General features: G+C 42.4%; 15 protein-coding genes. 6 read left to right on the plus strand and 9 right to left on the minus strand.

Translation table 11 applies throughout. The features are described from left to right. Positions 1 to 2: 2 nt before the first annotated feature. Positions 3 to 1,580 (plus strand): amidohydrolase family protein, encoded by a 1,578-nt coding sequence (locus ACO6S0_RS11780; RefSeq protein WP_422348570.1) that lies wholly within the window; start codon positions 3 to 5, stop codon positions 1,578 to 1,580. Between the two features lie 64 nt (positions 1,581 to 1,644). Here the strand turns inward: ACO6S0_RS11780 and ACO6S0_RS11785 are convergent, their stop codons facing one another. Then, on the minus strand, positions 1,645 to 1,791 hold the full coding sequence (locus tag ACO6S0_RS11785) for a hypothetical protein (RefSeq protein WP_422348571.1): 147 nt from the start codon (positions 1,789 to 1,791) through the stop codon (positions 1,645 to 1,647). A gap of 2 nt (positions 1,792 to 1,793) precedes the next feature. After that, positions 1,794 to 2,030, minus strand: a complete 237-nt coding sequence (locus ACO6S0_RS11790) for a hypothetical protein (RefSeq protein WP_422348572.1) — start codon at positions 2,028 to 2,030, stop codon at positions 1,794 to 1,796. Positions 2,031 to 2,357: 327 nt separating this feature from the next. Here ACO6S0_RS11790 and ACO6S0_RS11795 point away from each other — a divergent pair, with 327 nt between their 5' ends. Both ACO6S0_RS11795 and msrA read left to right on the plus strand, forming a co-directional pair. Beyond that, on the plus strand, positions 2,358 to 3,041 hold the full coding sequence (locus ACO6S0_RS11795) for a metal-dependent hydrolase (RefSeq protein WP_422348573.1): 684 nt from the start codon (positions 2,358 to 2,360) through the stop codon (positions 3,039 to 3,041). Between the two features lie 73 nt (positions 3,042 to 3,114). Beyond that, positions 3,115 to 3,789, plus strand: a complete 675-nt coding sequence (msrA, locus tag ACO6S0_RS11800) for a peptide-methionine (S)-S-oxide reductase MsrA (RefSeq protein WP_422348574.1) — start codon at positions 3,115 to 3,117, stop codon at positions 3,787 to 3,789. A gap of 211 nt (positions 3,790 to 4,000) precedes the next feature. Here the strand turns inward: msrA and ACO6S0_RS11805 are convergent, their stop codons facing one another. From ACO6S0_RS11805 to ACO6S0_RS11815, 3 genes are read right to left on the minus strand one after another with little or no spacing between them, the layout of a single operon-like run. Next, positions 4,001 to 5,470, minus strand: coding sequence for a hypothetical protein (locus ACO6S0_RS11805; RefSeq protein ID WP_422348575.1), 1,470 nt, complete (start codon positions 5,468 to 5,470; stop codon positions 4,001 to 4,003). After that, a complete protein-coding gene (locus ACO6S0_RS11810) occupies positions 5,442 to 6,044 on the minus strand; it encodes a hypothetical protein (protein WP_422348576.1) in 603 nt (200 codons plus the stop codon). The genes ACO6S0_RS11805 and ACO6S0_RS11810 overlap by 29 nt, the downstream gene beginning before the upstream one ends. Further along, positions 6,028 to 6,570 carry an RNA polymerase sigma factor gene (locus ACO6S0_RS11815; protein WP_422348577.1) on the minus strand — a complete coding sequence of 181 codons (543 nt, stop codon included), beginning with the start codon at positions 6,568 to 6,570 and terminating at the stop codon, positions 6,028 to 6,030. Before ACO6S0_RS11815 ends, ACO6S0_RS11810 begins: the two co-directional genes overlap by 17 nt. Before the next feature lie 126 nt (positions 6,571 to 6,696). On the opposite strand from ACO6S0_RS11815, the gene meaB reads away from it, so the two are divergent. From meaB to ACO6S0_RS11830, 3 genes are read left to right on the plus strand one after another with little or no spacing between them, the layout of a single operon-like run. Further along, entirely contained in the window at positions 6,697 to 7,788 is a 1,092-nt protein-coding gene (meaB, locus tag ACO6S0_RS11820) for a methylmalonyl Co-A mutase-associated GTPase MeaB (RefSeq protein WP_422348578.1), read from the plus strand. Between the two features lie 34 nt (positions 7,789 to 7,822). After that, positions 7,823 to 8,785 carry a glycosyltransferase family 2 protein gene (locus ACO6S0_RS11825; RefSeq protein ID WP_422348579.1) on the plus strand — a complete coding sequence of 321 codons (963 nt, stop codon included), beginning with the start codon at positions 7,823 to 7,825 and terminating at the stop codon, positions 8,783 to 8,785. Beyond that, the gene (locus tag ACO6S0_RS11830) at positions 8,766 to 9,638 is read left to right on the plus strand and encodes a lysylphosphatidylglycerol synthase transmembrane domain-containing protein (protein WP_422348580.1); all 873 of its coding nucleotides are present in this window, start codon (positions 8,766 to 8,768) and stop codon (positions 9,636 to 9,638) included. The genes ACO6S0_RS11825 and ACO6S0_RS11830 overlap by 20 nt, the downstream gene beginning before the upstream one ends. Here ACO6S0_RS11830 and ACO6S0_RS11835 read toward each other — a convergent pair. From ACO6S0_RS11835 to ACO6S0_RS11850, 4 genes are read right to left on the minus strand one after another with little or no spacing between them, the layout of a single operon-like run. Further along, positions 9,635 to 11,293, minus strand: coding sequence for an ArnT family glycosyltransferase (locus ACO6S0_RS11835; protein ID WP_422348581.1), 1,659 nt, complete (start codon positions 11,291 to 11,293; stop codon positions 9,635 to 9,637). The two genes, ACO6S0_RS11830 and ACO6S0_RS11835, sit on opposite strands and share 4 nt — an antisense overlap. Further along, on the minus strand, positions 11,290 to 11,859 hold the full coding sequence (locus ACO6S0_RS11840; RefSeq protein ID WP_422348582.1) for a phosphatase PAP2 family protein: 570 nt from the start codon (positions 11,857 to 11,859) through the stop codon (positions 11,290 to 11,292). The genes ACO6S0_RS11835 and ACO6S0_RS11840 overlap by 4 nt, the downstream gene beginning before the upstream one ends. A gap of 3 nt (positions 11,860 to 11,862) precedes the next feature. After that, complete coding sequence (locus tag ACO6S0_RS11845) at positions 11,863 to 12,090, minus strand: hypothetical protein (protein WP_422348583.1); 228 nt, start codon at positions 12,088 to 12,090, stop codon at positions 11,863 to 11,865. A 31-nt stretch (positions 12,091 to 12,121) separates the two neighbouring features. After that, positions 12,122 to 13,492 (minus strand): MATE family efflux transporter, encoded by a 1,371-nt coding sequence (locus tag ACO6S0_RS11850; RefSeq protein ID WP_422348584.1) that lies wholly within the window; start codon positions 13,490 to 13,492, stop codon positions 12,122 to 12,124. Between the last annotated feature and the right edge of the window lies 1 nt (position 13,493).

A 13,493-nucleotide genomic window follows, 5' to 3' on the forward strand; every position in this document is an offset into this window, starting at 1 on the left:
TCATGAAAAAACTGCTTATCCTTTTGCTTCTTTGCAACGGTTACCTTGTTTTAGGGCAGGACAATCTTAGTGAAGGCCCCTTTCCACAACTCATCATTCGCGGAGTCACCTTAATCAATGGTAACGGAGCGCCACCCAGGGGACCCATCGATATTGTGGTGGAGAACAACAAAATTGTGGATATCCAGGTGGTGGGTTATCCAGGTGTCAAGATTGATGAAAGTAAAAGACCCCAACTCAAAGCAGGTGGCAAAGAGCTGGACTGCGAAGGCATGTATCTTTTACCAGGGTTTGTGGATATGCACGGCCATATTGGCGGCGTGGCCCAGGGTGCGGATTCCGATTATGTCTTTAAGCTCTGGATGGCCCACGGGATTACCACCGTTAGGGAGCCCGCTGGCAGGGGTATTGCATGGACACTGGACCTTAAGAGAAAAAGTGAAAAAAATGAGATTATAGCCCCTCGAATTCAGGCTTACACCGCATTTGGGCAAAAGACCGAAGACTTTAACCCTCTGGACAACGGTCCCATTAGTACTCCAGAACAAGCAAGGGCATGGGTAAGATCCAATGCAAAGCAGGGTGCCGATGGTATCAAGTTTTTTGGGGCGGCTCCTGAAATCATGGCAGCTGCCTTGGACGAAAACAAGAAATTGGGGCTGCGCTCGGCTTGCCACCATGCACAAATGGATGTAGCACGCTGGAACGTACTACATTCTGCCAGGGCCGGACTTACCAGTATGGAACACTGGTATGGGCTTCCGGAAGCCTTGTTTGAAGACAGGACTGTACAGGACTATCCCTTGGACTACAACTATCAAAACGAACAACATCGGTTTGAGGAAGCAGGAAAACTGTGGGAACAAGCGGCCAAACCCTATTCAGAACATTGGAATAAGGTAATGGACGAATTAATCGCGTTAGACTTTACACTAGACCCCACCTTCAACATCTATGAAGCCAGCAGGGATCTACATAGGGCCCGAAGGGCAGAATGGCATGAAGAATACACTTTACCTTCCCTTTGGAGTTTTTATCAGCCCAGTAAAATATCACATGGCTCTTACTGGCACGATTGGGGTACAGAACAGGAAGTGGCCTGGAGAAACAACTATAAACTATGGATGACTTTCGTCAATGAATATAAGAATAGAGGAGGTAGGGTCACCACAGGTTCCGATTCTGGATTTATCTTCCAGCTTTATGGTTTTGCCTATGTTCGGGAAATGGAATTGTTGCGGGAAGCTGGGTTCCATCCCTTGGAAATTATTCGCTCTGCTACCTTAAACGGTGCAGAAGCATTGGGTATGTCGGACCAAATAGGTACTGTGGAAGTGGGAAAATTGGCAGATTTTGTGGTCGTTGACGAAAATCCACTAAAAAACCTGAAAGTTCTTTACGGCACAGGAGCCGTGAAACTCACGGAAGATAACAAAGTTGTTCGTGTGGGCGGGGTTACCTATACCATCAAAGATGGTATTATTTACGATGCGAAGGGGCTTTTGCAAGACGTAAAGACAATAGTACAGCAGCAGAAACAAAAACTAAACTACAAAATAAAGCAACCGGGATTAGAATGATGTCCATAATGGGGGTGTGTTGATTAGATAGTTCTAAAATAGGTGAATATGCAGGTGCAATGGCTTAAAAATCGCTCTGCTGCGATTTAATCCGATTAAGCGTATCCGTATTGGATTCTGGCCTTCTTTTGCGAAAGGAGAACAAAATGGATGCCACCACAAAGGCGGTACTAAGAAATAAAGCAAATGGTATTGCGATTTCCAATATCATGATTAAGCCAATTTAGACTTGTTTCTTTTAGTTCTGAAAGAAAGAGCTTTCTTGATTCTGGAGTTCTTGAACATATATAGTCTAGCTACTTCGTTATCCTTTTTAGTCTCTTCCTGAATCTCAATGTTCAATTCAACACCTACAGTAGTAGTTGCTACTTTTACCTCTTTAGAAACGTTTTGGGCCATAGCTACAGTTCCGAAAAAGACGATTGCGATGATGGTTAAAATTGCTTTCATGACTTGGGTTATTTTTACATGGTAAAGTTACCTTGGGGTCTATCCGGCTCAGATTTTCATCGCTTAACCCTCCTTTTTTTTCGGTGTGGGAACTTTTTTCGGCTGAAGTGTATTTTATCCTCGATGAAAGATTTCTAGCAAAAAAACAGGCTGCCGATAGCTTGTGCATTTCATCGATATTCCCAGTAATAGCAATTGGTACAGACCATGCACTTTATCTGGTTTTTTGATGAAATCATCGGACAAAAGTTTTGGGTCAATACCGTTTATTTCATAATTTCAGGTGCAATTCGTGAACTTTAATCCCGATTTTTTGAATCTTCCATTATGAAAATTACTTTTCTCGGCCATGCAACCATCCATCTTGAGATTGGCGACTCCAAAATCATTATTGATCCGTTTATCAGTGGAAATGAGCTGGCCTCCCACATCGATGTGAATACCATTGCCGTAGATTACATATTATTGACCCATGGCCATCAGGATCATGTGCTGGATGTGGAGACTATTGCAAAGAACAATCCAGATGCCCTTCTCATTTCCAATTATGAGATTGTTCAGTGGTTTGCTGAAAAAGGAATCAATGGTCATCCCATGAACCATGGGGGTAAACACCGTTTGGAATTTGGAACCCTAAAATATGTGAACGCCATTCATTCCAGTGTACTGCCCGATGGTACTTATGGAGGAAATCCCGGAGGGTTTGTTATCAACACCAGCTCCAAGAACATATATATTGCAGGAGATACCGCCCTTACCATGGATATGAAACTGGTTCCGTTGGGTTCCCCTCCCTTAGATATGTGCATTTTGCCCATAGGCGACAACTTTACCATGGGATATGAAGATGCCGCCATTGCTTCAGATTTTGTGCAGTGCAATACCGTGATGGGCTGTCATTATGATACATTCCCTCCCATTACACTGGATATGGAAGCCGCTGTGTCCCATTTTAAATCCAAAGGCAAGGAGCTGCTATTGTTGGAAATTGGCGAAAGTATAGATCTTTAGTTTTTATTAACCTTGATTTATCGTAATGAGCACACTATGTGTGCGACAAACCAAAAAATTTAAGTTTATCAAAATGAGACCAGCTCTTTTTGCGATGTTATTCATCGTCTCCACTGCTTGTAAACCCAAAACAGTCCAGCAACAACCTGTAACCATTACATCTGAAAAAATTGAGGAAGTAACCATGGTTCAGAAAGACCTTCAGCATTATGAGACCGCCTATTTTGCAAGTGGTTGTTTTTGGTGCGTTGAGGCCATTTTTGAAAGTGTCAAAGGTGTTGAAGAAGTTTATTCAGGGTATTCTGGAGGCTTTGAGAAGGACCCCACCTACGAGGAAGTTGCCTATGGTAGAACCCATCATGCAGAGGCGGTGGAAGTATACTATGATCCCGAAGTAATCAGTTTTACAGAATTGGTCCAGGTATTTTTTGGTTCACATGACCCAACTTCACTAAATAGGCAAGGGCCAGATAGGGGCGCCCAATACCGTTCCATTGCATTTTACAAGGACAAGGAACAGAAAAACATCATTAAGAAATACATAGAAACCTTGGAAGCTTCCGAGGTATATGGGAGACCCATTGTAACCCAGGTGGTGAAATTCAATACGTTTTATAAAGCTGAGGATTATCATCAGGATTACGAGAAAAAAAATCCGAACAACTCCTATATCAGGAATGTGTCCATCCCCAGATTGAATAGGTTCAAAGAGAATTTCAAATCGTACTTAAAGGAAGAAAGCCACTAACCGATTGCTTGACTAACCCAGTGCTACTTCTTAGGAATGGAAAATGGAAAGTGATTCATTTCCCCTTTGAGACTTTAGACTTGTGTAGTAAGGGAAAACTGAAAACAGTTGGCTAATTGCCTAATGGGAGTTGATAATTGGATTTTGGGATTTGGAATTTGAGATTTGGAATTTGAACTTTTCGACTTTTGACTGTGCTTGTCACATTCGTCTATTGATCTAGCACCACTTCGCTATACTTGGAATTAATGTTGATGGTTTTATCACCTTTATTGTTGATGTGATAGCCTTTGTGCACTACGGTATTGTAATTCTTGGAACTGTCCATTTGTAAACTTTCAGGAAACTCAAAGTCGGACAAGGTCTCGTTCACATAGATAGTGAAAGGTACACTGGGCAATCCGAAATCCACTTCTCCGTTCTCCACGGTGATATCAATATTGGAGAAGGAATCCGCTACTGACTCAATATGCACCGAACCCAAATTATTGGTAACAAAGATCTTGTTTACTAATTTATCAATGGAAACCTTGGATGAAACGGCATTCAATCTCAGTTCCTTTACTTCCTTAAGGTCCACTTTTTCCGAAAAATCCGTCTTTAACTGACCATAATTCCATTTTTGGACCACAACAGGTGTATAGGATGCCCTAATATCCGTTCTATCGCCATCGATGGTGGAAGCAAGCAAGCTTGCATGGGACAAGCTTGCTTTAATGTTTTTGGTATTGGCGGAAAGTTTTACCTCCCCATGCCTAACATTCATTTTTAACTTCACCGACTTTGGCATTTTAATCTTGATTCGTTTTTTCACCTTGTACTCTCTATGCTCTCCGTCATCCGAAGAAAAGTAAAAGATGTTGGAATCATCATCTCCTCGAATAGTAAAGGTTCTACTCTCTATGATCTGTTCCCTCTGCTTATGCCGATGCTCCCTTTGCTTGGCCCTGGCTTCTTCGCGGACTGCCCGTGCCTCATCACGTACCGCTCTAGCTTCTTCCCGCAGGACTTTATGTTGTTCCATAAGGGCTTCGCGCTGCTCCATAAGAGCCTCCCGCTCTTGCTCCCGCTCCTCGGACATTTCCTTTATCCTTTCACTCCATTCCTCTAATTTCTTTTGGTAGTCTTTGCTGAAACTCTTGTCGAACGATTTTTTCCATTCCTTCAAATATTTATCCCCATCTTTTTTATAGGCATCATAATCGAAATTTGTAAAAGGTACAGGGGGTAATGGTGGCAATTCCGGCAACACGAACACCTCGGGCAATTCAGGAATTTCAAGCTGTTCAAAAATGGGCTCAACCATAGGGGCTTCCGGAATCACAATGTCAAAATCTCCTAAATTCATATTTCCTGAGGTAACTATGCTATAATCACTCCCGCTGGTCTTAACCTGAATCTCCTTGCTGTTCCCCATAATTTTCACAGCATCCTTTTTAAAGTAGTTTTCAGCTTCTTCATCCGAAGCGCCATCCAGCTCCACTACCGCCGTAACTTCCACCACTGGCTTGTCCCACGTTTCAAACTCAATGTCGGCATGTTTGGTGTCAATGTTCAACACCGTTTCATCGCCCACATTGAAAGTCTCTTTGTAGGTCTTGTTTTTTTCCTGTGCCTGGCCTATAAAGCTGGCCAGAAACAGCAGGAAAACACTAAATAATATTGGATTGTTTCTGTTCATTTTTTGATGATTTTAATTGATTTAACTTTGATTTTAACTTCTGCAACAACTGCAAACGTATTTGCAGGTTTTTAATCAAGGCATTGATGGTCTGGTCATTGGGCCCAACACTATTCAACTCTTTGTTTAATGCCTTGTATTCTTCGTCCAGTTGGACCAACTGGTCCATAAAACTGTGAATGATCACTTTGTTTTCTTCGGAAAACTCCAATTCGGACAGTTCTAGGTTAATGTTGGTTAGATAATAGCTTTCAATCTTCTGTAAATCCGGGGAAAGATCTCCCAACGAGATAGTCTGGATTTCAGTTTCATCAGAATCGGTTCCCACCACTTGTCCATTGGTGTTGGGATCAACGGGGACATTGCTCCCCAAAAAATACGCTCCAAGCCCCAATAGCACCACAATGGAGGCCGCAATTTTTAACCAGAACATCCCCTTGGACTTTTTAGCAACTATCACTTCTGGGATTTCCTGCTCTAATTTGGACAAAAACCGCTCTTCATGTCCTTTCTTCATGGAATAGGTCTTCTGCTCCCTTTCCTTCTCGAACATTTTTCTAAGATCCTGTGCCATAAGCTACATCTTTAAGTTTTTCTTTTAACTGTGCTTTACCTCTCAGTAATCGGGTGCGCGACGCGGTATCCGAAATTCCCAAAATCTCTGCTATCTCACTATGGTCATACCCCTCTACCAAGAACAGTTGTACCACATACCTATATTTTTCGGGCAAGCCACCCATCGCTTTTTTGACCCTTTCCAAGGTGATACCATCAGCCACCTTCCAATCCTCATCATCACTTACACGCAAGTGTCCCTCATTGAGCTCTACCTTTTGTTGGTGTTTCGACTTTAAAAAGTCGATGCACCGATTTACCACGATCCGTTTCAACCATGCCCCAAAAGTTACCTCGCCCTTAAACTGGTGAATGCGTTGAAACGCCTTGATGAAGGCTTCCTGTACCATGTCTTCCGCATCGTCAGCATCTTTGACAAATCGTACGGCTACCGCATGCATACCCTCGCAATATTGCTTGTACAATTGCATCTGCGCCCTTCGGTTGTTAGCCTTACATTGTTCTACCAGTTCAATTTGAAACATGGAGAGTTAAAGGTTTGGTGTTTTAGTTGTTTGCATTAAGGACGATACAATTTTGGCCCCGTTGCAAAATAGTGTCGTTTTACAGCTTTTTTAACAAAAAAGGGGAAATCCCCCAATTCGGTTGCCATGGGAAAACTTTATACCTTCGTACAAAACCTAAGTATTCCGCCCTTGGCCAGCGAAAAAAGCATACCTGAAAATACTGTTTCCAAAATTAAACAACTCCGTAGGCAGGAAATCCCGTTGGAACAAATGATTGATGGGATTTTGGAAGGCAACAAAACCATGCTTTCCAAGGCCATTACCCTGCTGGAAAGTTCCAATCCAGATCATTTTGCAAAGGCCAACGCTGTAGTGGAAAAATGCCTTTCCAAGCCAAACCAAAGCATTAGAGTTGGTATCACAGGTGTCCCGGGCGTGGGCAAAAGCTCATTTATTGAAGTCCTGGGCAAAACGCTAACCGGTCTTGGAAAAAAGGTTGCCGTTTTGGCTGTGGATCCCACAAGCTCCTTGAGCAAGGGAAGTATTCTTGGGGATAAGACCCGCATGCAAGCACTTTCCAAGGATACCGATGCCTTTATCCGACCTTCACCTTCAGGCGAATCTTTGGGCGGGGTGGCACGAAAAACCAGGGAAAGCATTATTCTTTGTGAGGCTGCAGGATTTGATGTGATCCTTGTGGAGACCGTAGGTGTGGGTCAAAGCGAAACGGTAGTGCACAGCATGGTGGATTTCTTTTTGTTGTTGAAACTATCCGGTGCCGGGGATGAACTTCAGGGCATAAAACGGGGGATTATGGAAATGGCGGATGCCATTGCCATCAATAAAGCGGATGGACATAATCTTCAGAAGGCCAAATTGGCCGAAACCGAATTTACCAGAGCCCTACATTTGTATCCTCCAAAAGAGAATGGTTGGACTCCCAAAGTGCTGCGCTGCTCTGCTATGGAAAACACTGGAATTCTGGAAATTTGGGACATGATTCAGGAATTTGCCGACCAATCCGTCCAAAATGGACATTTTGACAAAAACAGAAAGACCCAAAACAAAAATTGGTTCTTACAAACCGTGGATGAGGAATTGAAACAGTTTTTTCATCAGAAAAAATCATTTAAATCCCAAAGGGATAGCTTGCTCAAGGATATCGAATCCAATAAAATATCACCCTTTTACGCGGCAAAAACCTTGCTGGCAAGCCTGACCCAAGAACTTAAATAAAAGAAGTAAATTTGCTCCGTCTATAAGCCAATTCATGAGCACTGTTACCAATTCCTTTCTGTCCATTGTGGTTCCCTTGTACAATGAAGAGGACAATGTGGTTCTTTTAACGGAGAAAATCCATGAAAGCCTTGAGGGGTACCATTACCAAATCATTTATGTGGATGATTTTTCCAAGGACAAGACCCGTAAAGTGGTCAAAGGAATGGATGATTCCAAGGTACACCTCATTGAACTAAAAAAGAATTACGGTCAAAGCTTGGCCTTGGCGGCAGGAATTGATTATGCTGAGGGGGAGTATATCATCACCATGGATGGTGATCTTCAGAACGACCCATCGGACATCCCTAAAATGTTGGAGGAAGCTATTTCGGGCGATTATGACGTGATTACCGGAATCCGGCAAAAGCGAAAGGATTCCTTGGTCAAAAAAATCCCTTCCAAAATTGCCAATTTCCTGGTTCGCAGGGTCACAAAATTGGACATTAAGGACAATGGCTGTGCCTTAAAAGTCTTTACCAAGGACATTGCCAAAGGGTTGAATCTTTATGGAGAGATGCACCGTTTTATTACGCTATTGGCGCATTTGGAAGGCGGTCAGATCAAGCAGGTCCCAGTGAAGCACCATGCACGCCATGCCGGGGTTTCCAAGTACGGTCTAGAACGCGTTTTTAAAGTGGTGGCAGATATGATGTTGCTGCTTTTTATCCGGAAGTACTTCCAACGGCCCATCCACCTTTTTGGAATTTTTGGAGTATTGCTGATTATCTTGGGAATCTTTATCAATATCTACCTCTTGATCGTAAAACTTGGATTTGGTGAGGACATTGGCACCAGACCGCTTTTGATTTTTGGGATGATGTTCATTCTTGGGGGTATTCAATTGTTTACCATCGGTATTGTGATGGAGCTGTTGATTCGTACCTACTATGAATCCCAACAAAAAAGACCGTACCGCATCAAAAAAATAAGCATAGGTGACGGAAAAGCTGCGTAAAAGACTCATTACCGTACTGAAAATAGTTGTCAGTGCCGCTCTGATCTATTTTATTTTCACCAAAATAAACCTGAAGGATGTTGTAAGCACCTTAAAGGACAGCCATCCAACATATCTTTTTCTTGGTATTATCCTATTTATACTGTCCAAGGTTTTGGCGGCCTTTAGACTGAATCTTTATTTTCATCAAATAAATGTGCGTATTACCCAGCTTAGCAACCTAAAATTGTATTTGCTGGGCATGTTCTATAATCTTTTCCTTCCGGGGGGTATTGGTGGCGATGCTTACAAGGGCTATGTGATCCAAAAGAAATACCAATCCGGCACCAAAAAAGTAGTGGGTGTATTGCTGTTGGATCGTTTAAGTGGAATGCTCCTTATTTTTATCTATATCTGCATTTTGGCAATGCTACTTCAGCAACCCATATTTCAAGATATTAAATGGTTGGTTGCCTTCTGTATCCCGTTGGCCCTGTTCACATTTTGGTTGCTCAACAAAAAGTTTTTCAGTTATAGTTTGCCCATATTTTGGAAATCCCTGGGATATTCCTCCTTGGTACAAGGCACCCAATTGATTTGCATCCTTTGTATTCTAAAATCCTTGTCCATTAGTTGGGATATTGTGGAATATCTCTTTGTTTTTCTGGTTTCATCCATAGTTTCTGTGATTCCATTGACCATTGGCGGTATTGGAAGCCGGGAAGTCACTTTTCTTTATGGCGCAAAGTGGCTGGAATTGGATGCCAACACGTCCATAGGTATTAGTTTCGTGTTTTTCTTGATTACCGCCCTGATTTCCTTTTTCGGGATTATCTACCACTTTAGAAAACCGCAACTGGAAACGGTTTCTTAGTCCAGCTGAACCAAGTGCATTTTGTTCAATTTCTTTGCCCTTGTGTTGGGATTTAGAAATTTCAATTGTAGGCGCGTAATTCGGAATTGGTCAACCGTAATTTGCTCATGCCAATGATACCCTGAATTGACCATTTGCTCCAGTTCACTGTCCGTGAGATAAATCCAGATTCCTTTCTTATTTTCCAAATCCGAAATAGAAGTGACTTTTACGGGATGCTGGTTATAGAAATCCAAAGCCCAGGTATGCCTTTCGGAAATCTTATAAATTTCATCAACCGGAATCTGTTCCTTTTCCACAAGCCCTGCCATGGTAGAACCAGCCTGATAAGTCAATAAGTTGGGATAAAAATGCATGTTCAACACTGCATTTAGTAACATGGAACTGCAAACGGAAATGGTTATAATTCGCAGATAATATACTTCGCGCTTTAAGCAGAAATAGGTAATAATTCCCAAAAGGGCTATCAAAAGGAAATAGCAGTAGGTTTTTTCAAATCGAAACGCATAAAAGCAGATAAGTACCGTGGTTATAAAAACCAAACTCAGGATAAAATATTGGATTCCCAATATAGTTTTGATCACCTTACGTTTCTGGAATTTATACAACTTATATAGATAGGAAGCAGATAAAATGGCATATAAAGGAATCAAAATATTGATGTAGTGCGGTAGCTTAAATTGAGCCAAGCTTATTAGGAAAAACAAGATGGTAATCCCACCCAAAGTCAGGAATTCAAACTGACGATGGTACTTAAATCGCATTTTTATAAAAACCTTGACCCTACTCCAATAGGCCATTAATGCCAAAACGGTCCAGGGTAAGAAAACCCACAGGAATGTATGGAAAAAGAAAAAGAAATCGCTGCTGTTTTTCCCTACTCCTTGACCACTCATGCGTTCAAAACTCTGTTCCCAAAGAATAAAAAAGATGCCGCTTCTATGGTCCCTGCCGCGAATCACTTTTTCCGGATGTAAATCGAACTGTAGATAGTATGCGTATAGCATGGGAGCAATGGTAATCCCAAAAACCAGCAGGGCCAAGAAAATCTTCCAACTCCATAATCGGTTCCATTTTCTGGTGTAGGCCAAATGGCATAACAGCGCCATACCAATCACAACCAACGCAATTTGCCCTTTGGTAGAAAAGGCCAATCCAGCTCCAAAGGCTCCCAACAATACATGGGTCAAGGTGTTCTTCTCAACATACAAGGCCAATTGCCATATCGCAAAAATGGCAAAACCGGTCAATACGGCATCCGTGCGAACGTCAATTCCAGAAAGAACAATGGTTTGTGCCGTCAAAAATATTAGGGCTGAAAGCCTGCCAACATCCTTATTATAGAGCAATTTCCCGAGTCCAAAACAACTATAGGCTCCCAAAAAGATAGCCAGCACACCTGGGATTCTATACGCCCAATCGTGAATACCGAACAGCTTATAGGAAAAGGCCGCGAGCCAATAATGCATATGGGGTTTGTCCAGATACTCCTCAGTGCCCTTAATCAGTGTGAAAAAGTCATTTTCCTGCACCATTCGCATGGCCATTACAGCAAATTGGGCGGAATCGTTTTCAAATAGGGTTACAAAGAGACCGGCAACGTACACCACCAGAATCAATGCTATTAAAAACCAATACCTTACGGAAGATATCATGTACCCATTTTTTGGAAGGCAAATATAGACAACTTGTAAAACACCCAACCAAAGAAAGTCCCAATGGCTGCACCCGTAAGTACGTCCAATGGAAAATGGACACCAATATAAATTCTACTGTAGGCCACAATTATTGCCCATAGGATCATTATCCAACCTATAAACTTAACCTTGGCCTTGAATAACAGGGCAAAAAATGTGGCCGGAGCAAAGGAGTTGGCAGCATGGGCTGAGAAATAACCAAATTTGCCGCCACAGTAACTTTTTACCAAACGCATGATATCACTGATTTCTGGGTCATGACAAGGCCTCAACCGACCTATGCCATACTTAAAGAAATTGGAAAGTTGGTCGGTGCAGGTGATCAGCAAGGCGATGGCAACCAGTACCATCAAAGTCCTTTTGGTCCCAAAATTTTTAATTACCAAATACAACAACAGGGCATAGAGTGGAGCGGAATTTTTGGTCCTGGTCATGAACATCCAAAACCCGTCCCAAGTCTCGGTTCCAAGTCCGTTGAGATATAAAAAAAGCTCTTGGTCCAGCTGTAGGAGTTGTTCAAGCATCTATTAATCGTTGTATCTGGAAACTTCCCGATCGTAAAAAACTGTTGCAGCTTCAATCAAATTTTCTGCTTCAGCAGCCAATTCTGCCTCATCCTCTTTGGAAAATTCCTCCAACCACTCCACTTCATCATTTTCAAGATTTATTATGAATCTTGGATACTCTGTATGAACGATAAAAATGGAATCAGGATGATCTGTGTTATCTCCCAACAAAAATTTAGGTAGTTCCATGTGTTTGTTTTGAATACGAGGTATTAAAGTCTCAATTGGTTCTTATCAACTTTTTGGTCAGATAGTTAAATCGAATATACAACATTACAGCTGATGCCGTCAGCCCCAACAAAAGTCCCAACCAAATGCCCGTACTTTTTAATTCCGAAAACAACCCGAAGTAATACGAAACCGGAAATCCAATGAGCCAATAGGCCACAAAGGTGATAAAGGTTGGAATTTTTACATCCTGTAAGCCCCGAAGTGCCCCAAGGACAACCACCTGAATTCCATCGGAAATTTGAAAAAATGCGGCAACCAACAATAATTTGGCCGAGATGATTATTACTTCGGTATTATCTATTTGATTGACCATATCATCCACGTCCAAATAAATGGTGGGCAACCAATGCCTGCCGATCAAGAAGAGGGCGGCAAAAATCACTTCCAGGAGCAGGGTGAGAAAGAAAATGGATTGGGCTATCCGTCGTAATTCGCCAAACCTCTGAAGCCCTTTTTGATTGCCTACCCGAACCATGGCCGCAACACTGAGCCCCATCCCCACCATAAACGTCATACTACTCAGATTTAATGCTATCTGGTTGGCCGCTTGTGCATTTTTGCCCAACACCCCGCTCAACCAAATGGCCGCGGTAAAAATGGCCACTTCAAAAAACATCTGTAGGGCCGACGGAAAGCCCAAACTTATGATCTTGTCGATGATTCTTTTTTCAATGTTCCTAAAATTGAATCCTGTTACGTAGAACTGGAATTTTTCTTTTCGCTTCAACAGAAACCAGATGTAGCCCACCATGATAAAACGGGATGCCAAGGTTCCAATTGCGGCCCCGACAATTCCCAGTTTGGGAAAGCCGAAAGAGCCAAATATCAACAGGTAGTTGATTACAATATTGATAACATTGGCCAAGACCGTGGCATACATAGGATATTTGGTTTGGGAAAGCCCCTCTGAGAACTGTTTGAACGCCTGAAACATGATCAAGGGTACCAGCGAAAAAGCTACCAATTCCAAATAAGGGATGGCCAGTTCCACCACTTCCTCAGGTTGCTTCATGTAGTGCAAAAAGGGTTTGCATAGTAGGATAATTCCAAAGAGGGAAATTCCGAGTAGGGTGCACAACACCAATCCGTGTTTCAGGGCACTTTTCCCTGCGGCCTTGTCCCCTGCTCCATCTGCTTCTGCCACCAAAGGGGTTATGGCTGTGGAAAAACCTATGCCCAAGGACATGGCTATAAACACAAAACTATTGCCCAGGGAAACAGCAGCAAGCTCGGCTGTACCCAGTTGACCTACCATTATGTTATCAGCAAAGGCTACAAAAGTATGGCCCAACATTCCCAAAATTACGGGATAGGCCAATCTGAGGTTATACGCAAACTCTTTGGTATAGTTAGAGAGCAAT

This window comes from Flagellimonas sp. (assembly GCF_965233845.1).
In the GTDB taxonomy this organism is placed as follows: Bacteria; Bacteroidota; Bacteroidia; order Flavobacteriales; family Flavobacteriaceae; genus Flagellimonas.

Excerpts from the sequence above, each read along its gene's own strand:
- ACO6S0_RS11780 (WP_422348570.1), top strand. The coding sequence starts at position 3 with ATGAAAAAACTGCTTATCCTTTTGCTTCTTTGCAACGGTTACCTTGTT.
- ACO6S0_RS11785 (WP_422348571.1), bottom strand. The coding sequence starts at position 1,791 with ATGATATTGGAAATCGCAATACCATTTGCTTTATTTCTTAGTACCGCC.
- ACO6S0_RS11790 (WP_422348572.1), bottom strand. The coding sequence starts at position 2,030 with ATGAAAGCAATTTTAACCATCATCGCAATCGTCTTTTTCGGAACTGTA.
- ACO6S0_RS11795 (WP_422348573.1), top strand. The coding sequence starts at position 2,358 with ATGAAAATTACTTTTCTCGGCCATGCAACCATCCATCTTGAGATTGGC.
- msrA (WP_422348574.1), top strand. The coding sequence starts at position 3,115 with ATGAGACCAGCTCTTTTTGCGATGTTATTCATCGTCTCCACTGCTTGT.
- ACO6S0_RS11805 (WP_422348575.1), bottom strand. The coding sequence starts at position 5,470 with ATGAACAGAAACAATCCAATATTATTTAGTGTTTTCCTGCTGTTTCTG.
- ACO6S0_RS11810 (WP_422348576.1), bottom strand. The coding sequence starts at position 6,044 with ATGGCACAGGATCTTAGAAAAATGTTCGAGAAGGAAAGGGAGCAGAAG.
- ACO6S0_RS11815 (WP_422348577.1), bottom strand. The coding sequence starts at position 6,570 with ATGTTTCAAATTGAACTGGTAGAACAATGTAAGGCTAACAACCGAAGG.
- meaB (WP_422348578.1), top strand. The coding sequence starts at position 6,697 with ATGGGAAAACTTTATACCTTCGTACAAAACCTAAGTATTCCGCCCTTG.
- ACO6S0_RS11825 (WP_422348579.1), top strand. The coding sequence starts at position 7,823 with ATGAGCACTGTTACCAATTCCTTTCTGTCCATTGTGGTTCCCTTGTAC.
- ACO6S0_RS11835 (WP_422348581.1), bottom strand. The coding sequence starts at position 11,293 with ATGATATCTTCCGTAAGGTATTGGTTTTTAATAGCATTGATTCTGGTG.
- ACO6S0_RS11840 (WP_422348582.1), bottom strand. The coding sequence starts at position 11,859 with ATGCTTGAACAACTCCTACAGCTGGACCAAGAGCTTTTTTTATATCTC.
- ACO6S0_RS11845 (WP_422348583.1), bottom strand. The coding sequence starts at position 12,090 with ATGGAACTACCTAAATTTTTGTTGGGAGATAACACAGATCATCCTGAT.